An 18,936-nucleotide genomic window follows, 5' to 3' on the forward strand; every position below is an offset into this window, starting at 1 on the left:
GGCGTGACGTTAGCTACCGTCACTGTACATGGTTTGATTGTGATGGCCGCTTTCCGGTGGCGAAAGAGGTCTGGTATATTGGCCGAGATTCAACATTTGGGCCGGGTCATCAACCCGTCGCCGTAGGTCAACATCGCTAATCCGCGCGCGGGATCTAGTGCAAAGCGTTTGTCGACCACTTGGTTTGCAGCAAAGACCGCGTCCATCAAACGGTCGCCGTCCTCCCACCGGGCGAGGAAAGCCTCGAGCCAGTGAGGCGGCACCTGGGAGTCGAGCGGCCATGGCGAGGCGATCACGGCACTGCAGCCACGGTCGAGGACCTGCTTGGCGAGGCCCAGGGTGGTGTTGGCCATCGGATGTTTATCCGCACGGCCGCCGCTACAGATGAAAAGGACCACGACGCCCACGTTTCGAACGGCCGCGGCAAGGTCCGCCGCCGAGACCTTGAGGACGCCTTCGTCGGAGACCAACTGGAAGAAGCGTCCATCCGGGTGAATGCCACTAGCGTTGCTGCTTCAAATCGAGAGACAAGTTTCATGTCATCCTCCTTTGGCTTCAAGGAGGCTCCGAACCATTCAGAGCCTTTCGGCTCGCACACACATCATCATCGGCCAGTGAAGGCGCTGATGGTTCGGCACTGACGCTCGAACGTCACAGGTGACTGTGAAACGAAACGTCTCGGTTTGTGGTTGCTATCACCCAAAGCACCACAGGATTGATTGCGGGTTGATCGGAAAGCAGCGGGCATAGGCTTCGCACCGTCCCGAGCGCGCCAAGGGCAGCGCCAGCGTTTCCAGATGCGGATTATCGCCAGAAGATGCGCAAGACACCAAGCAGGGCATGACGGATGCGGCTGGCTGAGGAGCAGTCGCCGTTTTTCTGACCGCGTAGCTCTCACTCTGTTGATCGGGCGGGCTTGCTTGGAGGACACCCAACAATCGCCTTGCGATTTCCTTGGCCGAACACGGCTTCGGTCTTCAATGGCCTGCCCGCCCCACCTGGCTGCGCCAGCCGTGTTGACCATGAATCCCAAGCCTTTGCCTTCGGCCTGACGGGAGGGTGTTAGCAAGCCACCCCAAACAAAGGAGATAAGATCATGGCACGCGAAAAAACGAAAACCACCCCAGCTCTAAACGCACCTGACTTTCTGGCTTGGCACGTCACACAGAAGGGTGAAAAATCCTTCTGGAACAAAGTGGGCGCAGCCTGGGCGCACAAGGACGGACACGGCTACACGCTCCAGCTTGAAACCTGTCCGATCAACGGGCGGATCGTCCTTCGGGCGCCGCTGGAAGATACCCCACCCGAAAACGAGGAAGGGCGCTCCTAGAGCGCCCTTCGCGGTTGGCGTCTTTTCTCATTGTTATGTTGGGAGCGTTGCTTGCTGTTTGCCATCCATCGCCGCCTTGACAAGCTCACCGAGGATGTCGGCGAACGGAGCGATGTCGTGCCGAACGCTCGCCTCTTCGAGGGCTGCCATGTAAGCGGCGCGTCTTTCCACGGGAACTACCGTCCATGGATAACCGCCCGCGCCGAGCATCAAATTCATTAGGAAGCGTCCCATCCGTCCGTTTCCATCTGTATAGGGGTGGATATAAACAAAGATGAAATGCCCGAGTACGACCCGAACGGCAGGGTCGGTTTCTTCGGTTAGTAACTCGAAGAAGAGAGGCATCGCATCCCGCACAGCTTCTGGCGACGGCGGCACGTGCATCGAGCGCCGAATGAACACTGAACCATTACGGTAGCCCGCCAGATCAGCGGGGCGCAGAATGCCTGCCGTCACGCTTGGTGCAAATAGAGCGCGATACCATGCACCGTGATCGTCATCCGCCACCGTTCCAGGGTTCTGCCCTTTGAGGACTGCGCCGAGGCTGTTCAGGACTTCTTGATAAGCAAGCCAATACCCTCGCGCTGCGAGTGCATCCCTTTGCTGACGGTCTTGCTCGTCTGTTTCGGGATTCCATTCACCGCTCCTGACCCGTTCGATCAGTGCAGGTGACACGCGATAACCTTCTATAGAAAGAGAATGATAGGCATCCGTGACATAGGCATCGCTGACCCGTTTCAGGTAGGCTTCGATGTCGTTCGGCTTGCCTGGAGCTTCAGGAAACCGCTCTATGATCTGTTCTCTCATGTCGCTCCACATGAGACGGATACGCCCCGCATAGGGAGAGACCTCGCGGCGCGGCAACCGAAGTGGCGACTTTGAGTCGAAAGGGTCTTGTTCCCGCACGTCGTAACCAGCAGCTCGCATTGCACCGAGGGTATCGTCAGCAATGCGGTCTCTTCCAATGTTGCGGAACGCCCCCGCGAGTCTCCCCGCAATGGTGGTGTGTCCTCCCTCCAGAAGAAGCCCCAAAAACTCTGATGCATCCTGAATGCTGGCCAGCGCAGCGCGGGCATCGACCGCATGATGCTGGAAGAACGCAGGCGAGACCTCGACCAGCGCAGCGGGCAGAGAGTACAGCCGCAAGCCATCCTTTTCGACAATATTCTGTTTGGCGGGAAGACTGGCACGTATGTCGAAGAGTGACGTCCCGAAGGGTAAGGCCGTAGGTTTGTTGCCGCCTTTCGGGGCGCGTACGCCAAGCTGGCGAGGCACAGTCTGATTGCCCGCGTGTAGCGAAAGGGACTGCTCAGGGGACAGACACCAGTCTTTATCGAAGCGCGTCTGAAGGTAAGCCTGACAGAACGGCCAGAACGCGGCATACCAGGCCGTGCTTTCTCCAGCGGTCTCGTCAGGTCGCGCGGGTATATACCAGCCCTTCATAACCTCTTGCAGAAAGCCGTTCTTCAAAAGGCGTTCACGGTGGAGGCGTGACAGATCAGCAGAGCGTATGGCAACAGTGCCGCCGTCCTGTAGCGCTTTGAGTGCCTCTAGTGCTTCGGCCAATTTTTCCTGTGGTGACGCCATCTGCTCGATCTTCCCTTAGGTTTTTGCGTTGTGTATCCATTAGGTTATTAAGGTGTATCACATTTAGGTTTTTGTGTCTATCTAATGTTAGGTTTTTGTGCTGCGCGCTTCATAGGTGATTGTGTCGAAGTGCTATCTTCGTTGGCATGTTACGGCTCAAACCCTCGTCTACGCCGAGTGCGTGGGGCGTGTTCGCGTTTGCGATCTTTGTCTTCGCGGGTTCTCTCACGGGTGCGCGTAGGCGTGATGTCAGGGTCGAACCGATCACTACGCATGTAGTGCGCGACATCCTCGCGCAGCCGCAGCAGCTCTTCTTGAGCTGCATCCCTCTGCGCACGGATGTCGCGCTGAATGGCTTGCCGCTCTTCGATCTGCTTGAAGATCAGCGCGTCCGTCTCGGTGCGGTCGCGGTGCAAGGCTTTCAGCGCCTCATGTTCATTCTGCGCTCGAACCTTGGCATACTTGCCCGTCAGGCGATGCCAGATTCCCGAGAAACCTTTTGGCAGACGTTCCGCTCGCTTGCGGGTTTCCGCTTGCCAGCGTTTCTCGTGGGCTTCTGCAAGCTGGCGGCGCTCTTCCTGATGCCGCCCGACAATCTCCGCCTTGCGGAAGTCGATCTGCGCAGAGCGCCGCTGCGCGTCACGCTCTACATCCTTGATGAATTCTTGCAGCTTGGCGGACATGCCGTTTGCGATCTCGGCTTTGACCTCATCCACTGAGCGCAGGGCTTTCGGGTCTCCTAGTTTGGCTTCTACCTCCTTTGCCTTCACCCCGCTGTAGCGAGCGACGGCATAGACTTCGCCGCGATAATCGACCGCGACAAAGCCGCGCCGATCACCCTTCGCCAGCCAATAGCCCCGTTCCCTGAGCGCTTGCTCTAAGGCCGCTCGGTTGTCTGACGTTTCCCATACGGTCTTGAAGACGCCCTTCAGCTCCTTCGTGTCGAGGTCAGCCCTTTGTGCTTGTTGCCACTCTTCCCGCGAGAAGGTCAGGGGATCGCGCAAGCGCTGATCCTCCAGGCCGCGCGGCATTGTCCAGCCGTGGTCAATGTAGAGCTGGCGCTACACGTCACGCAGCTTGATTTTGTAGTGGTTCAGATTGAGCGCACGCATCCGTCCACTGTCGATCCGTGACCAGACGGCGTGAGCATGTCGCCGTCCATCTTTCTCATGGAAGACGATAGCGCGGGGCTGGCCTTCCAGTCCGAGCTTGGCTTCGACTTGCTCGATGGCCTTTTCAAAGTCCGCGATGGACGCATTCGCGCTTTCGGGCGGGTTGAAGCTCATCGAGAACAGATGCTTTTCACAGCGCGTTCCCCGTGCGATGGCATCCGCTTCGCCGAACGCCTCGACCAGATCATCGCTGATGAAACCGCGCACTTCATGCAGTTCGACATGATCGTTGTCCCGCATCGCCAGTAGATAGCGGGCGAGCTGCGGGGCATTACCGCGCTCTTTGGCCTTCAGGATCATGGCTCGCTCCCTGGCGCTTTGCCGAGAGCGACCAAAAGGGCAGTCCGCATTTCCGAGATTTCTCGGCAGGCTTCTTTGATTTCGGCTTCGGTTTCGGGCGTGACAGGCAGCGAGCCAGTGTTCACCGCCTTAGCGAGCTGGTTCATGTTCTGAGACAAGCGTGACTGACCGAGCGCGCCAGCCATGCGGCCAAGGGCTTCCTTGTCCTGAACAGGGCTATTACCACGCCGTTTTCGCGGCGCAGCATTCTTTCCGAACAGACGCTCGCGGATAAATGCGGACAGGGATTTATCGCCGCGCTCGGCGTCCATCCATGCCCGTTCTTCAAATGTGAAGCGGATCGAGAAGGGCGGCGGGTACGCCGTCTTCTCCGACTCCGGCTTTGCTATCCTATTGAATTCATGGCGCGAATGTGTCATCTTCGCACCTCAGACTCTGAGAGTCCAAACGAGCGAGATGGTCTTGCCACTCTTGGAGAGTGTCTATGAGGGAGTTTAAACTATCTCCCTCCAGCAGCACCATCCCACCCGACATCGTGACAGTGGCGTTACGGCCCCCCGTATTGGATGGACGCGGAAGCCGAAACGCGAACGGCCGGGCTTTTGGCCCGGCCGTTTTTCATTCTATCCTGCGCGGCTCAGTAGAAGCTGTTGGCCAGCGAGGTAAAATCGTGGTTGGTGAAGCGGGTGCCACCATCGGTTTCAAAGCCGATCCGGACACCAACGCCATGTTCGGCGAATTGCGGCTGCCAGGAGTATATTCCTTCGACAAACCAGTTCTCGTTGACATTATACCGCGCCGCGAAGTCGAGATAGTATTCTTCCCAAACCGTGTAGGGTTCGGCATTATAAAACAGCCCGGCGCTGAGTTCGAACGCATCGCTGACCGCATAGCTCACCGCACCACCCGCGAAGATCTCCACCGCCGGGTCGTTCGCCTCGAAATAGCGGCCGCCATAGATCTCCGCCTCGAAAGCCCCGAGGCTGAACCCGACCTCGGCACCCACATGGTAATCAAACGGCGCACCACCGAACAGGTAGTGATCGACCCCGGCAAAGACGCCGAAGTCGATGTTGTCCGTGGCATGAATGCCCAGGTGGAGTTCCATAGAGCCGAAGTCGAGGCCGCCGCCGGTACCGAGCACCGCCGCCGAGGTGGCGCCAAACTGGCCGTAAAGGTTGCTGCCAAGCTCGAAACCGAAGTTCGCGCTACCAATGGCCTTCTGCGGATTGAGGGCGGAGGTCCACCAATTGAAGTACTGCAAGCTCACATCAGTGCCGGAAAACTCGAACGCACTGGCCGGACTGGCAATCAACAACCCAATGACCAAACCGCCGGTGCTCAGGACTTTCTGTTTCATCCCAATTTCCCTTCAAAAAGCAATTGGACGATTTCTACATGAGCGGCAGACCAGGCGCACGCCCTTGTAAAAAAGAGCAATTCCGCCTGTTGCAGGGTGGCAACGGGTCACTTTTGCGCAGGCGCGGCAGCGGACGAACCACCCGCCTGCCGAATTCGGGCCAGAAAGATGCCCGAGAATCGGAACCATCTCGCCTCATTTCTGCCCAATTTCTTCCGTGAGAACCCGCTCCCGATTCGGGTTGGGCGGCCACTTTGCCCGTTTTGGAGCGTGGCCAAATGGCCGCATTTGCAACCTCAGGTTTATCGCCCCCGGCGCCAAACAATCCGAAAATTGTGAAATGTCGAGATAATGATATGCAATATGCAAAGATTGGCCGCATTGAGAACACAGTTCCGTCACATTTCATGACCTCGCTTCCAACACCCGTAGCCTCATGTTAACGTGGGACAAAGACATTAAGAGGCATCAGCCCAGGCATTCTATCGAGCATAGTGCAGTATTGGGGTAGTATTTGAGTTTCGTTCGTCGGGGTCGGCAAGGGGTTCGGTAAAATTGGGGAATACCGAAAGCCGCAAGCGGCAATTGATCAATTTCGTCGAGCGGAATCCAGCGTAACAACTTAGTATATTTTTTGAGCCGGAAGCGGCTCTCACGCCCGTTGTTTTTTCGGGGCGACAATCGAGTCATGTGTAACATTCAGAACCGCACGTCGGCGCTGTAGTCCGGTTTGTGTTGTGGGCAACGGCAAGGACGGCCAATTTTTTGGGGGGTCATTATGGGTGCGGAAAACAGAATAACCGTAGGGGTAGATACGACGGCTATCGAGCAGCTCGCGAAAATCGGTGTTCCCACCGTGCGGCGTTCGGAGTTGGTTGCTGCCGATCATTTTCCCGGTTGGGTAAAGAAACGTTTCGAAAAGACATTTCACTGGAACAGCCAGAAGGCGACAAGCGCCGTCACTCGCTACGAGTTCACGAAGCGGGCGATGGATATCTTTTTCCTGGCATTGGCGGCGCCGTTTCTCGTGCCGGTCCTTGCTGTCGTCGCGCTTCTGATCAAACTCGAAGACGGCGGGCCGGTGTTTTACCGGCAGCTTCGCTACGGCCGCAACGGCAAGCCGCTGTGGATGCTGAAGTTCCGCACGATGGTCACCAATTCCGAGGAGATGATCAAGGAACTCGCCCATCTCAACGAGGTGGAGTGGCCAGAGTTTCTCATCACCAACGACCCGCGCGTCACCCGGATCGGCAAGATCCTGCGGCGCACGAGCCTCGACGAGCTGCCGCAGCTGCTCAACGTGGCCAAGGGCGAGATGTCGCTCATCGGTCCGCGCGCCAGCTCGGTGCCGCCCAGCGCCTATAACGAAGCGCATCTGTCGCGCCTCGACGTGATGCCGGGCATCGCCGGCCCGGGCCATATCTGGCGGCGCAGCGAAGTGTTCGAGCGCAAATGCGAACTCGATATCGCTTATGTGAAGTACCGTTGCACGACGCTTGATCTATACATGCTCGTGCAGACCGTTCTTGCGGCTGTGTTGAAGCCAAAAGGAAACTGAGTGGCGTGCAGACACAATCCGAAGGGAGCCACGAGTGGCGGCTGATCGCGGTCACCGCATCCGCCACGCTGGCAGCCGGTATCGCGAGCGCCCTCGGACTGGCTATACCAACGCTCCTCGCCATTCTCGCGATCGGAAGCGCAGTCGCCCTGACTGCGCTTCCGCATCTGTCGGTCGCGCTGATCGTGTTCCTGACCTTCACGAACGCGTCGATGGTCGTCGCGGAAACCTTCGCGTTTAACAACCTCACCGAAACGCTGCTGCTGCTGGCAATCGCCATCGCCCTGCTCGACTTTCGCAAGAGGCGACGCTTGCCCGCCATGCTGCCCTACATCGCCTTCGGGATGACGATCTACGTCGTCTCCCTGGCGATGACGGCGTTCTACGCATATGATCCCGGCAGCGCCTATGACGAGGCCATTCTCGCCCTGAAGCGGGTGCTGCTGGTGGTCGCGCTCAGCGCGATCATTCCCGATGTCAAACGGTTTCGCTGGGCGATCCTTGGGCTGATCGCGGGCGCGACCTTTCTCGGATTTCTCACCGTCGTCCAGTCGGTGCTCGGCATCCAGGACCAGGATTTCCTCGGCTTCGCCCAGGTGACCCATGCCGAGATTGCCGACCAGATCGATTCCTGGCGCTATGTCGGCCCGGTGAACGACCCCAACTATTATGCACAGCTCCTGCTGCTCGGCCTGCCGGTCGCCCTGACTGCCATCGTCGCCAGCCGGAGCTTCCTGTGGCGGGCCATCTTCTTTGCGGCGGCAGGGTTCATCCTGGGGGCAATGCTTCTCACTGTTTCACGCGGCGCCATCGTGGCGTTGCTCGTGGTTCTGGTCGTCGCGTTCCGCAGCCAGCGCAAGCGCCTCCTGCTCGCGGGCATCGCAATGCTGCTGGTGGGTTCGGTCGCCATCAACTTCGTGCCGGATGTCGTCGTCAACCGCTTCTCCGGCGTCTACAAAGACGTATCGTCGGTCATTTCGGGCAATGGGTTCGTGGCCGACAAGGCCATTGCCGGGCGGCTCGCCGAAATGGAAGTGGCAGTGCGGCTGTTCTTCGAACACCCGCTCCTTGGCATCGGCTACAACAATTACGACGGGCTCTACCAGGACGTTGCCCGCGTCAACAGCCTGATGTCGCGCGGCCAGGCGCGCGAGGCGCACAGCCTCTACCTCGAAATTCTCTCCGAGCGCGGCCTCGTCGGCTTTTTCTTCTTCGTCTCGCTCATCTCGCTCGCGATCTGGTCCGCCGGTGCCGGCGCCCGGATCATGTTAGCCGGCGGTCATCGAATGGAAGCGTCGCTTTCAAATGCGCTCATTCTTTCGATCACCGCCTATCTCGCCACGTCATTCTTTTTGCATGAAGCGTTTTCATCCTCGTTCTGGGTGCTTATTGCTCTTGCGGTCACGGCCCCGCAGGCCGCACTATCGCCCATGACATTGCGGCCGCAGGACCGTGCGGCGCAGGCCACCGCATTGAAAAAAGATGACGTCCAATTTCAAGCGCCACGTGCTGAAAAACAGAAACTGAAAAACGGGACGCAAATCGTGACCTCCAGACCTGCCGCTAATACTCGTTCGAGCTCTTCGCCATTTGACATTGTCGCCACGTTTCGGCGCTACCTGTTCGTTATCCTCGGCGCCGCTGTGCTGACAGGCGGCATGGGTGCGATCGCACCAATGAACAGCGAGCAGCGCTATGCCGCCGACGGGTCGCTGCTGTTTCGGTTCGAACGGGAATACTTCCCGCAGAACGTCGCCCGTACCGAGTACCAGGGCGAACCGATCCGCACACTTGTCGACGGGGCGATCCAGACCGAGATGGAGATTCTCGGCAGCCGTGATGTCGTGAAAGGAGCGATCCTGCGCAGTGGTTACATGGAAGATGGCGATCTGCTGACCGAGCGGATGCCCGCCTTCATCAAGGCGCTTTCGCTGCGGCGGGTGGAGGGCACGCAGCTTGTGCGTGTCAGCTTCGAAGATACCAGCCCCGATACTGCCGTGCGCGCGATCTCGGCGCTGTTCAACAGCTACCTCGACCGCCGCGCCAAGCTGTTCGAGACCCGGCCCGAAGAGGTGTTGCGCGATGTGACGGACGAGACCCGTTCCGATCTTGCCACCCTGCGCGGCGATCTCGCCCGCGTCGAACGGCAGATCGGGGTGATGAACGCCGCCGCTCTCGGGGCCGCGGCGCCGGCAGCCGATGAAGGCATCGACACCCTGTCGGAAGTGACGCGGCTGACGATCCAGCAGGAAGCGCTGCTCACCGAGATCCAGCTTGCCGAGGGCCGCTACGAGATGCTCTCGGGCCTGTTGTCGGAAGAAGAACTCGCCAACCGCGTGGAAGAGGCCCGGGGCCCCGCGATCAAGGTGCTCGAAGCACCGGAGGCCGATCCGGCCCCGATCGGCCTGCCGCCGATTGCCTACGGGATCATCTCCGGCCTGATGGGCCTGGTGCTTGCCGCCTTCATCGCAATCTGGGTGGACTGGTCGCGCGCGACCCGCGCCCAGCGCGAACGCGAAACCACCTCGTAGCAAGAGGTGCAACGAACCGGTGACCGGGAAAGGTGCCATGAATTCGGTATACGCATTGATCCTCCTATTCGGCGCGCTCGTCGCCTGTTCGCCGCAGGACGATGCGGAGACGGACGATGGCGGCGAGGTTGCGGGTACGGAAAGCGCGGCTGCGTCAACGCCCGTGAGCATGGTCAGCCCACACGCTGGCCTTGACGAGCGCGCCAGCAACTATCGGCGGCCCTACGGCTCGCGTGCTCCGTGGAACATTCCCGTCGGCGGGCTGCGCCGCCATCCGCAAAGCGACGAGTTCGTCGAGCTGCTCTGGCGCAGCACCGTGCCCCGGCCCGGCAATTTCAACCTCAGCTTCGAGGAATACACCTACCCTGTCTATTCGGTCTCCGAGGCAACATCCGTCTACACCGTCCAGACCCGCTGGCCCTCGAACCTCGACGGCAACAAAATCCCGTGGAATCCGGCCTGGCGCCCCGCCCCGGGCAGCGATGCCCAGGTGATCGTGATCGACGAGTCCAACGGGCGGGAGTGGAACCTGTTCCAGGTGACAACGCAGGGCAACACCGTAATCGCCACCAATGGCAACCTCGTACCGGGCGATTACCGCACCCGCAGCCTCGGCTTCGCGCCGTCGCGTGGGATCGGCATCCAGTATCTCGCCATGCTTGTGCGGCCCGAAGAGATTGCGGCGGGGCGGATCGAACATGCCTTGTCGATGCCGGCCAAGGGCACGAGTGGCGAGTATAGCGTGCCGCCGGCGCTGAAGATCGAGCATCGCACCGGCCGGCCCGGCATTCCCGAGGGCCTGCGCTACGCCATCGACGTGACAGATGCCGAGATCGAGGCCTGGGTGAACGGGCTGCATGGTGCTTCCCCGGAAACCCAGCGCGCGGCCCGGATCATCGCCGTGGCGCTGCGGGATTACGGCTGGTTCATCACCGATTCCGCCGGCTCGTCGCATTTCCAGTTCGAAGCCAATATCTCGGCCGGAAGCGACTGGGCCGCGCTCGGCCTGTCGCGCCGGGGCGGTGGCGACTACGTGCTGCCGCGCGATCTGCTGGATGGCCTGGTCACCCGGGACCGGATTTACGCCATCGTGCCCAGCAATGAATATTGACGTAGACCGGCCACATGACCCAAAGGCAAGTTGTTTGCCCGGTTTGGCGGAACATGATGTAGTGACGCCAAACCGGTGGGCGCTCCAACGCCCGGGTTCGTTTGGTGAGTTGTTGTGAAAGTATTGTCAGAAGCTCTTGCCTGAACAAGGATTTCAAATTTGGAACAAAGACGTGGCCCGATCCGGAAGCTCGTGTCGGCGGCGCGGGCCGCTGTGCGCCGCCCCGACCTGGTGCGCAACCGTATCCTCGGTGCACTGAACTACTGGCCCGTGACACGGCTGCGCAACGAACGATTGCGCAAAGTGCCCTATTTCTGCATCAACCTCGAAAAAGATGTCCAGCGCCGCAAGCTTGCCGAGCGACAGGCGCGCACGATGGGGCTTGAGGATTTCCGCATCTTCAAGGGGATCGTCGGGGTCAAGCTCGACATCGACCAGCTCATCGCAGATGGCATCTACGACGATGCCGCCGCCCGGCGCTACCACGGCCGGCCGCTCTCGCCCGCCGAGATCGGCCTCTCGCTGAGCCACGCGAATATCTACAAGACCATCGTCGAGGAAGGGCTGGACGAGGCCGTCATCCTGGAGGACGATGTGCTGTTCCAGCCGCGCAACCTCGACGCTGTCGACTGGTCGGCCATCCCCGACGATTTTGACGTGGTCTTTCTGCACGCCCAGCTGGACCAGAAGCCGCCGCGCGGGCGGATCGCCGACCGGATCTATTCCGACGAGTCCTACCTTGCCTCCACCGTCGCCTATCTCGTCTCGCGCAAGGGGGCCGAGAAGCTGGCGAAAGGGGCGTTTCCGGTGGTCCACGCCGCCGACGGGCTGGTGGGCCGGGCAATGCCCTGGCACGGCGACACGCCACACGAATTCCGCCAGCAGGGCGTGAACTTCGACCTGAAGAGCTACATCCTCTATCCGGAAGGCGCGCTCAACGGATCGACCTGCCACTTCATCGGCAGCTCGATCTCGTTCTAATAAGCAGGCAATCTCGGCTTTTCGGCGCGCGACAGGCGGAACGGGTAGACCCCGCTCACCGTCGCGCCGAAACGGGCGAGCGTGATATCGCTGCCGATATCCCAGCGCGGCAGGTAAAACGGGTCGTCGTCCGGGCGGGCGCGATCCTGAAAGGTGGTGACGGAAGCCGACACGCCGCTCGCGCGCAGGAGCGTCACCGCCCTGTCGTCAAAATCGTCATAGGAACCATTGGGATAGGCAAAGGTGCGGCAGGGCCGGCCCGCCGCCTCGGCGACGCTGGCGACCGAGCCGGTGATCTCGGCGTCCAGATCGGCGTCACTGAGCTTCGACAGGATCGGGTGGGTCACGGTATGGGCGCCGAACTCGATCAGCCCCCGTGCCGCCGTTTCGCGCATCATCGCCGTATCCATCATCGCAAAGTCATGATCGGGACCGAAGCCCGGATCGACAGCCGTGCCGCAGGCCCGTTCCACCGCCGCCGCGCCGGCATTGGGATCGGCGGCAAAGGCCACCTTGATCAGACGTTGCAGATCGCGCGACGCGCGCACCTTCTCATCACGTGAGCCGAGCGGAAAGTGCTGCCCCTCCAGCTCGATCGCCGGTTTCGCCGTCGCCTCCAGCGCAGCGACCACGCGATTGGGCCAGAGCGTCTTGTCGCTGCCGGTAAAACCGGAGACGACGAACACCGTGGCCGGATAGCCGTATTTCTCAAGGATCGGCAAGGCGGTGGTCAGGTTGTTGCGATAGCCGTCGTCGAACGTGATCGCCACGCTGCGCCGTTTGAGCCGCCCCGCCTGCAGCGCCTCGACGCCTTCGGCGAGCGGCACCACGTCAAAGCCGAACCGGTGCAAAAACGCCATCTGCGCGGCAAAACTGCGCGCGGGCAGGAAGCACCAGTCATCGAGCGGCGGCGCGCCCGGCGTCACCGCGTGATAGGTAAGAATGTTGAGCACACCGCCCGACTTCATGGCTGCCGCCCCCGGAAACGAATGACAATTGACCGATCTCGAACACCGGCGCCCACATCGCGGGGCCATAGCGATGGACCGGCACGCGCGGATGCACTAACACTTTGAAACATGTGATTTGTCGCCCGATTTTACGTCAATTTCAACAACCGAGCCTCACCTTCCACACATGGCCCCGAAAACCCTCGATATTCTCTGCTACCACGCCGTCTCGCCCGGGGCGCGGCCTCTGAACGATTACTGCTTCATGCCGGTCGAGACGTTCCGCGCCCATATGCGTTGGCTGCGCGGCAGCCGGTTCGACGTGCTGCCCTTGAAGGAGGCCGCCGCGGCGTTGGCGGAAGGACGGCTCAAGCGGCGGACGGTGGCGATCACCTTCGACGACGGCTTTCGCAACAATGCCACTGTGGCGCTGCCGGTGCTCGAAGAGTTCGGCCTGCCCGCAACGATTTTCCTGTCGACCGGCTTCATCGGCACACAGAAAACCACCTGGGCCGCCCGCGTCACCCGCGCCCTGATCGACACGCAGGCCCAGGCGCTCGACTATGGCGGCAAGCGCCTTCCTCTGACCGATTTCGACGCGCGCGCGGCGGCGAACCGCGAGGTGCAGCGCATGATCAAGGCCATCGCCCCGGCGAACCCGCAGGCTGAGGTGGCCGCAATCGAAACACAGCTTGGCGTGCCGGTCGATCCCGATCTGGCCGACGATGCCGATTTCGCGATGATGTCAGCCGCTGAGGTGGCCCGCGTGCAGGCGGGCGGGCTGGTGGATTTTGGCGGCCATTCGGTCTCGCACCCGATCCTGTCGGCGCTCGACGACGCGGCGCTGGCAGATGAGGTGACAGGCTCAGTCAAGGCCGTCGCAGCGCTCACTCAAAGCCCCTGCGAAACCTTCGCCTACCCCAACGGCCAGCCCGCCGATTTTGATGACCGCGCGCTGGAGTTGCTGCGCAAGGCCGGGGTGACGGTGGCGGCAACCACCACGCAGCTTGTCAACAAACGCGGCGCCGATCCGCTGCGGCTCAATCGCTGGGTGCTGGGCGGCGGCGTGCAGGTGCCGCGGCTGAAAGCCACGCTGATGGGGCTACACCCCAACCAGATCAGGCATCGGCTGCGCGGGCTTACTTCGGCGCGGGCCTGAGCCCGTCAAATACGCCGATCAACCCGCGCGCGAAGGCGCCCCAGGAGCGGTTTTCCAGCATGTCCTGCCGCCCCGCCTCGGCCATCGCACGGGCGCGGGCCGGGTCTGCGAGGGTTTTCGCGATCGCATCGGCCAGAGCCGCGGGATCTTCCGGCGCGGCGAGATAGCCGGTTTCGCCATCGTGAATCGCCTCGGGGAAGCCGCCCACATTGGTCGCCACCACCGGCCGCCCAAGGCTCTGCGCTGCAGACGCCGCCCCGCTCGCCGTGGCGTTGCGATAGGGGAAGACCACCAGGTCGCCCTGTTCCATGAGCGGGGCCACGTCGCCATTCGGCACGTAATCGAGAAAAAGCGAGACCTGCCCGGCAATCCCCAGCCGGTCGATCTGCGCGCGCAATGCCGCTGTGTCGAAACTCTTGGTCGGGTATCCGGCGATCACCAGCCGAAGCCCCGCTCGGTCGGGCAGCAGCGCGAAGGCCTCGACCAGATCGCTCACCCCCTTGCTCGGGCGCAGCAGGCCGAAAAACAGCACCACCCGTTCGCCCGGTGCGATACCATATTTCTCCCGCAACGCCTCGGCGCTCACACCATCGTTTGGGAAGATGAGCTGCGGCCCGTGCAGCATCATCAATGTCGGCGTAGCGTCACCATAGCGCGCGAGGTAGTCGCTCTCGACCGAGCTGGCGAGGAAAACCACGGTGGAAAAGCTGTCATAGCAGCCCGCCAGCAGCGGATGGGCCACCATCCTGTCCCACGCGCCGCGCTGGCTGTCGCGCTGCTCGATCTCGTGACAGATCTGGACCATCGGGATACCGGCCCATTTCATCGCCTTGAAAAACACCACCTGAAACGGCGAGTGGATCATGCTGAGCACCACGCCATCGGGCTTGTCGCGCAGAAGGTGCAGGGTGACGCGGGTCCAGGCGGCATAGAACAGAACCCCGCGCCAGACACGCCTGACCTTGCGCCAGTATCGCTGCAGCGTGCCTTGCCGGCGGTCGCCCCCCTTGCGGTCGAAGATCGGCCAGAGCCGCAGCATCTTCAGCACGGTAAAATTATGCGGCAGATCGGCCAGCTCGTAATCCGGGCTGGTGATGAGCGAAACCTCCGCCCCCTCGCGCGCCAGCGCATCCGCCACCTGATAGGCGAAATGGATAAGTCCGCCCTGCGCATTGGTCTCGACAATCGCGATCCGTCGGCTCATCGCCCATCATCCTTGCTCAATTCGCGGTAGAGATCGGCGAGCTTGCCGACCTGGATCGGCAGCGAAAACTCGGCTTCCACCCGTTCGCGCGCGGCGCGGGCCATCTCCTGCCGGTGGGCCTCGTCGCCCATGATCGCGCCAATCGCGCCGGTCAGCGCCGGCACATCGTCTTTCGGCACCAGAATCCCGTCCGTGCCGTCGCGCACCATGTCGGGAATGCCGCCTACATTGCTGGCAACGATGGGCAAATCCGCCGCCATCGCCTCGATCAGCACGGTCGGCAGCGCATCCCACAGGGTCGGCAGCACGAAAAGCTCGGCCACGCGCAGCACATCCGCCACATCGGAGCGGAAACCGGCGAAGGTCACCGCGTGATCCAGGCCAAGCTCGGCGGTGAGTGCTTCCAGCCGCGCACGCTCCTCCCCTTCGCCCACGATGAGCAGATGCAGATCGGGCTGCACGGGCACCAGATCGGCCATGGCGCGGATCAGCCGGTCGATCCCCTTGGGCGGGCGCAGCACCGCGACGGTGACGATCACTCGCGCGGCGGGGGGAATGCCCAGCCCGGCGCGGATCTCCTCGGGCGGCTTGCCCCGGTTCGCATCGAACGCGCCAAGGTCGATCCCGTTGGCGATGGAGACGACAGGCGCGCGGGCAAGCCCGTGGCGACGCGCCTCGTCGGCAATCGCGGGCGACAGGCAGATCACCCGGTCAAAGATATTGGCCAGCAATCTGTCGCGCAGCCAGAGCCGGGCACCCGCCCGGTTGAACCGCTCGGGGTATTCGAGCGTGTGCAGGGTCGAGACGACCGGCACCCGCAGCGCGATCCGGGCAAGCCCGGCCAGCACCGTCGAGGCTTCGAGATGGGCGTGGATCACATCCGGCCCGATCTCGCGCAGCCGTTTCATGGCGGCGCGGATCTGACCGATATTGCGCAGCTTCGCGAGCGGCAGCCGCTCGACCGCGATGCCCGCCGCGCGCAACCGCCCGGCAACCGGGCTTTCGCCCCAATCCTTGAGCGCCACGACACGCATATCGAAGCCCTGCCGCTGCAACTCGGGCGCATAGATCGTGAGCAGGTGTTCGGCTCCGCCGCGCCCCAGCCCGTCGATCATATGCACAACCTTCAGCCTCCGGCCGCGCGGATCGGTCCCTGCCGCTATTGCGTTCGATTTAGATACGTCTGAAATTGGATTTGCGCCTGTATTTCGCGTGGCATTGCAGTCTAATACCTTTGCAGGAGATCTATCATCAAACCCACATCGCCTTCAATCACGACATCGCCATCCGACCGGCCCGGGGCCACGCCCCCCGGCTCGGACGCTTCTCCGCGCGTGCTGCTCGTGAGCATCGCCAAACGCCATGGCGGGGTGGATGTGCGCGTGCTGCAAACCGCGCGGGAATTCGCCCGGCGCGGCGTGGCCTTCCGGGTCGCCGTCATGGCCGGATCGTCGCTGCATGAGGCGCTGAAGGCCGAGAACCTGCCTGCGGAGCCGATCGCCCGTGGCCGGGGCGATCCGCGGATCGCGCTCGATCTCATCCGCATCGCCCGCGACATGGATGCCAATGTGATCGACGGCCATAACATGCAATCGCAGTACTGGGCCGTGGTCGCCTCGCTTGGGCGGCGCTTTCCGGGCCGGGTCGCCACCGTGCATTCCATCTACCGCGAAGAGCATCCCCGCCCCGGCAAACGCGAGCTGCGCGAGGGCGCGCTGTGGCTGTCGCATTGGCTGGGCTTTCGCTTCATCGCGGTCTCGACCCGGGTGGAGCGCTACCTGACCGGCACGATCGGCGTTGCGCCGGAGCGGATCACCCTAAGCTGGAACGGCATGGAGCCGCTCGGCCCCCTGCCCCCGCGCTACGATCTCGGGGCCGAGACAGGCTGGCCCAAAGATACCTTCGTGCTTGGCATGATCGGGCGGCTTGAGCCGGTGAAGGGGCACCGCACTTTGTTCGACGCGATGGCGCGGCTGGTCGCGGCGGGCGAGCGGCGGATGCGGCTCGTGATCGTCGGCACCGGGCGCGACGGCGCGGCGCTGGAGCAGATCGTGCGCGAGCGCGGGCTTGCGGAATACGTGCACTTCGCCGGCTTCCGCAGTGACGTGACGGCGGTGCTGGAGGAACTCGATCTGATGTGCCTGCCGTCGATCAGCGAGGGCCTGCCCTTCTGCGTGCTCGAAGCCTGCCGCCAGGGCGTGCCGGTGCTGGCCTCGGAGCTTGACGGCATGTCGGACCTGTTCACCGACGATGGCACCATCTTCTTCACGCCAAGCGGCGATGCGGCCCGCCTCGCCGAGCGCCTCGCCAAGCTGATCGACGACCGCGATACGCTGCACCGGGTCGGCACCGCCGCGAAGGGTTTCGTGGAAACCGAGCTGGGCATTGGCACGATGATTGACACCACGCTCGCCGCCTATGCCGGGGCGATGCGCCGGTAGGGTTCAGCGGGAGGGCTTTTCCCATTTCAGAAAGCTGCGCCGGCGCAGCAGATCGGCATAGGCCTGAAGCCCCGCGAAGTTTGCCCGCAGGATGTGATAGGCCAGATGCGGCAGCCGCCAGCGGCGCTGGTGCTGTTCGGCGTAATAGCCCATATAGGCCAGCCCGAAGGCCAGAATATGCCCGGCGAGGAGCAGCACGAAGAAGCCCGCCGACGGCCGAAGCGCCACCGCGATCAGGTTGCTCACAGCGCCCGCGATAAGCAGGAGCGGCAGCGCCAGCCGCAGCACCTTATGCGAGAGAAACGCCGCCAGCACCCAGGGCCGCGACAGGGGCCACACGTCTTTCTGGGTGATCAGAAGCAGCCGGCCCGCCGAAATCCGCCGCCGCCGCGTCGCCTCCTGATCGGTGGATACATTGGCCTCTTCCCAGCTCACCGCCTTGTCGGCGTAGCGCACGTTGCGGCCCCGCGCGAGGTTTGACATGGTGATCCAGGCATCGTCGTTGATCGTGCCCGGCGGCAGATCGCGCCAATCGTCGCGGCGGATGGCGAGGATCGCCCCGACCGAAGCCACAGTCGCCCCCAGATCGCTCTCGGATTTGCGGATCTTTTCCTCATAGCGCCAATAAAGCCCTTCCGATTTGCCGGTAAGGCCCGCCCCCTCATCGCGGCTGATCGGCTTGATCCGGTGCGCCCCGCTCGCCACCGCCACGCTCGGATCGGAAAACTCCGCCACCAGGTGCCTGACCGCGCTCGTCTCATACATCTCGGTGGCGTCGGAAAAGACGAGGATCTCATGCGCCGCCGCTGCCGCGCCCCGGTTCATCGCCGCGGATTTGCCGCCGCGCGGGAAGCCAGTGATCAGCCGGACGGGCACGGTGGTATCGGTGAAGCCGGCCACGATATCCGGCGTGCCATCGTCAGACCCGTCATCGACCACGATGATTTCATCTGGCAGCGGATCGAGCGCGAGCGAGTTCTCTATCTTCTGCCCGATCACACCCGCCTCGTTATGGGCACAGATGATCATCGTCGTCTTGGCGTCGGGCACGCTGGCGGGTACTTTGCGCCCGCCCCGGACCGCAGCCAGCAGAACGAGCAAAGCCGGATAGACAAGGTATTGATAGAGCTGAAGGAAAACGCAGATAACCGTTATCGTTGCGAATACGGCAAACATGATGCCTCCTCAACTTTCACCGGACCGATGATCGCGCCGGGCGCGCCTGCCGGAAAATCCGTTTTGCCCTGAAGCC

At 62.2% G+C, this 18,936-nt stretch carries 18 protein-coding genes; 8 read left to right on the forward strand and 10 right to left on the reverse strand.

Annotated elements, in window-relative coordinates; genetic code table 11:
• Positions 1 to 89: 89 nt before the first annotated feature.
• The gene (locus QMG28_RS10160) at positions 90 to 353 is read right to left on the reverse strand and encodes a hypothetical protein (RefSeq protein ID WP_353545361.1); all 264 of its coding nucleotides are present in this window, start codon (positions 351 to 353) and stop codon (positions 90 to 92) included.
• A gap of 3 nt (positions 354 to 356) precedes the next feature.
• On the opposite strand from QMG28_RS10160, the gene QMG28_RS10165 reads away from it, so the two are divergent.
• A complete protein-coding gene (locus QMG28_RS10165) occupies positions 357 to 641 on the forward strand; it encodes a hypothetical protein (protein ID WP_281842317.1) in 285 nt (94 codons plus the stop codon).
• 455 nt (positions 642 to 1,096) lie between these two features.
• Positions 1,097 to 1,330: a hypothetical protein gene (locus tag QMG28_RS10170; RefSeq protein WP_281842182.1), complete on the forward strand. Its 234-nt coding sequence runs from the start codon at positions 1,097 to 1,099 to the stop codon at positions 1,328 to 1,330.
• A 33-nt stretch (positions 1,331 to 1,363) separates the two neighbouring features.
• On the opposite strand, the gene QMG28_RS10175 is transcribed toward QMG28_RS10170, so the two are convergent.
• From QMG28_RS10175 to QMG28_RS10195, 5 genes are all read right to left on the reverse strand, one after another.
• Complete coding sequence (locus QMG28_RS10175) at positions 1,364 to 2,917, reverse strand: Fic family protein (protein WP_281842183.1); 1,554 nt, start codon at positions 2,915 to 2,917, stop codon at positions 1,364 to 1,366.
• A 149-nt stretch (positions 2,918 to 3,066) separates the two neighbouring features.
• Positions 3,067 to 3,948 carry a hypothetical protein gene (locus QMG28_RS10180; RefSeq protein WP_281842185.1) on the reverse strand — a complete coding sequence of 294 codons (882 nt, stop codon included), beginning with the start codon at positions 3,946 to 3,948 and terminating at the stop codon, positions 3,067 to 3,069.
• 30 nt (positions 3,949 to 3,978) lie between these two features.
• Positions 3,979 to 4,389, reverse strand: a complete 411-nt coding sequence (locus QMG28_RS10185) for a relaxase/mobilization nuclease domain-containing protein (RefSeq protein WP_281842186.1) — start codon at positions 4,387 to 4,389, stop codon at positions 3,979 to 3,981.
• On the reverse strand, positions 4,386 to 4,808 hold the full coding sequence (locus tag QMG28_RS10190; protein WP_281842187.1) for a hypothetical protein: 423 nt from the start codon (positions 4,806 to 4,808) through the stop codon (positions 4,386 to 4,388). Before QMG28_RS10190 ends, QMG28_RS10185 begins: the two co-directional genes overlap by 4 nt.
• 218 nt (positions 4,809 to 5,026) lie before the next feature.
• Positions 5,027 to 5,749 carry a hypothetical protein gene (locus tag QMG28_RS10195; RefSeq protein WP_281842188.1) on the reverse strand — a complete coding sequence of 241 codons (723 nt, stop codon included), beginning with the start codon at positions 5,747 to 5,749 and terminating at the stop codon, positions 5,027 to 5,029.
• 778 nt (positions 5,750 to 6,527) lie between these two features.
• Between QMG28_RS10195 and QMG28_RS10200 the strand changes: the two genes are divergently transcribed.
• The 4 genes from QMG28_RS10200 to QMG28_RS10215 all read left to right on the forward strand — a co-directional run bounded on the left by QMG28_RS10200 (position 6,528) and on the right by QMG28_RS10215 (position 11,930).
• On the forward strand, positions 6,528 to 7,307 hold the full coding sequence (locus QMG28_RS10200) for a sugar transferase (RefSeq protein ID WP_281842189.1): 780 nt from the start codon (positions 6,528 to 6,530) through the stop codon (positions 7,305 to 7,307).
• A gap of 5 nt (positions 7,308 to 7,312) precedes the next feature.
• A complete protein-coding gene (locus tag QMG28_RS10205; RefSeq protein WP_281842190.1) occupies positions 7,313 to 9,838 on the forward strand; it encodes an O-antigen ligase family protein in 2,526 nt (841 codons plus the stop codon).
• A 37-nt stretch (positions 9,839 to 9,875) separates the two neighbouring features.
• On the forward strand, positions 9,876 to 10,949 hold the full coding sequence (locus QMG28_RS10210) for a hypothetical protein (RefSeq protein WP_281842192.1): 1,074 nt from the start codon (positions 9,876 to 9,878) through the stop codon (positions 10,947 to 10,949).
• Between the two features lie 159 nt (positions 10,950 to 11,108).
• Entirely contained in the window at positions 11,109 to 11,930 is an 822-nt protein-coding gene (locus QMG28_RS10215; protein ID WP_281842193.1) for a glycosyltransferase family 25 protein, read from the forward strand.
• Here the strand turns inward: QMG28_RS10215 and QMG28_RS10220 are convergent.
• Positions 11,927 to 12,898, reverse strand: coding sequence for a polysaccharide deacetylase family protein (locus tag QMG28_RS10220; protein ID WP_281842195.1), 972 nt, complete (start codon positions 12,896 to 12,898; stop codon positions 11,927 to 11,929). The genes QMG28_RS10215 and QMG28_RS10220 overlap by 4 nt on opposite strands.
• A 169-nt stretch (positions 12,899 to 13,067) precedes the next feature.
• On the opposite strand from QMG28_RS10220, the gene QMG28_RS10225 reads away from it, so the two are divergent.
• The gene (locus QMG28_RS10225; protein ID WP_281842196.1) at positions 13,068 to 14,039 is read left to right on the forward strand and encodes a polysaccharide deacetylase family protein; all 972 of its coding nucleotides are present in this window, start codon (positions 13,068 to 13,070) and stop codon (positions 14,037 to 14,039) included.
• Here QMG28_RS10225 and QMG28_RS10230 read toward each other — a convergent pair.
• Positions 14,020 to 15,243, reverse strand: coding sequence for a glycosyltransferase family 4 protein (locus tag QMG28_RS10230; RefSeq protein WP_281842198.1), 1,224 nt, complete (start codon positions 15,241 to 15,243; stop codon positions 14,020 to 14,022). The genes QMG28_RS10225 and QMG28_RS10230 overlap by 20 nt on opposite strands.
• The gene (locus tag QMG28_RS10235) at positions 15,240 to 16,358 is read right to left on the reverse strand and encodes a glycosyltransferase (protein ID WP_281842199.1); all 1,119 of its coding nucleotides are present in this window, start codon (positions 16,356 to 16,358) and stop codon (positions 15,240 to 15,242) included. Before QMG28_RS10235 ends, QMG28_RS10230 begins: the two co-directional genes overlap by 4 nt.
• A gap of 228 nt (positions 16,359 to 16,586) precedes the next feature.
• Between QMG28_RS10235 and QMG28_RS10240 the strand changes: the two genes are divergently transcribed.
• Positions 16,587 to 17,684: a glycosyltransferase family 4 protein gene (locus QMG28_RS10240; RefSeq protein WP_281842200.1), complete on the forward strand. Its 1,098-nt coding sequence runs from the start codon at positions 16,587 to 16,589 to the stop codon at positions 17,682 to 17,684.
• A gap of 3 nt (positions 17,685 to 17,687) precedes the next feature.
• On the opposite strand, the gene QMG28_RS10245 is transcribed toward QMG28_RS10240, so the two are convergent.
• A complete protein-coding gene (locus tag QMG28_RS10245; RefSeq protein ID WP_281842201.1) occupies positions 17,688 to 18,860 on the reverse strand; it encodes a glycosyltransferase in 1,173 nt (390 codons plus the stop codon).
• Positions 18,861 to 18,936 lie beyond the last annotated feature (76 nt).

This window comes from Sinisalibacter aestuarii, from assembly GCF_027923545.1.
Classification (GTDB): domain Bacteria; phylum Pseudomonadota; class Alphaproteobacteria; order Rhodobacterales; family Rhodobacteraceae; genus Sinisalibacter; species Sinisalibacter aestuarii.

Bases quoted from the DNA above. Each gene is read 5' to 3' on its own strand.
- QMG28_RS10160 (WP_353545361.1), bottom strand. From the start codon at position 353: ATGGCCAACACCACCCTGGGCCTCGCCAAGCAGGTCCTCGACCGTGGC.
- QMG28_RS10165 (WP_281842317.1), top strand. From the start codon at position 357: ATGTTTATCCGCACGGCCGCCGCTACAGATGAAAAGGACCACGACGCC.
- QMG28_RS10170 (WP_281842182.1), top strand. From the start codon at position 1,097: ATGGCACGCGAAAAAACGAAAACCACCCCAGCTCTAAACGCACCTGAC.
- QMG28_RS10175 (WP_281842183.1), bottom strand. From the start codon at position 2,917: ATGGCGTCACCACAGGAAAAATTGGCCGAAGCACTAGAGGCACTCAAA.
- QMG28_RS10180 (WP_281842185.1), bottom strand. From the start codon at position 3,948: ATGCCGCGCGGCCTGGAGGATCAGCGCTTGCGCGATCCCCTGACCTTC.
- QMG28_RS10185 (WP_281842186.1), bottom strand. From the start codon at position 4,389: ATGATCCTGAAGGCCAAAGAGCGCGGTAATGCCCCGCAGCTCGCCCGC.
- QMG28_RS10190 (WP_281842187.1), bottom strand. From the start codon at position 4,808: ATGACACATTCGCGCCATGAATTCAATAGGATAGCAAAGCCGGAGTCG.
- QMG28_RS10195 (WP_281842188.1), bottom strand. From the start codon at position 5,749: ATGAAACAGAAAGTCCTGAGCACCGGCGGTTTGGTCATTGGGTTGTTG.
- QMG28_RS10200 (WP_281842189.1), top strand. From the start codon at position 6,528: ATGGGTGCGGAAAACAGAATAACCGTAGGGGTAGATACGACGGCTATC.
- QMG28_RS10210 (WP_281842192.1), top strand. From the start codon at position 9,876: ATGAATTCGGTATACGCATTGATCCTCCTATTCGGCGCGCTCGTCGCC.
- QMG28_RS10220 (WP_281842195.1), bottom strand. From the start codon at position 12,898: ATGAAGTCGGGCGGTGTGCTCAACATTCTTACCTATCACGCGGTGACG.
- QMG28_RS10225 (WP_281842196.1), top strand. From the start codon at position 13,068: ATGGCCCCGAAAACCCTCGATATTCTCTGCTACCACGCCGTCTCGCCC.
- QMG28_RS10230 (WP_281842198.1), bottom strand. From the start codon at position 15,243: ATGAGCCGACGGATCGCGATTGTCGAGACCAATGCGCAGGGCGGACTT.
- QMG28_RS10235 (WP_281842199.1), bottom strand. From the start codon at position 16,358: ATGATCGACGGGCTGGGGCGCGGCGGAGCCGAACACCTGCTCACGATC.
- QMG28_RS10245 (WP_281842201.1), bottom strand. From the start codon at position 18,860: ATGTTTGCCGTATTCGCAACGATAACGGTTATCTGCGTTTTCCTTCAG.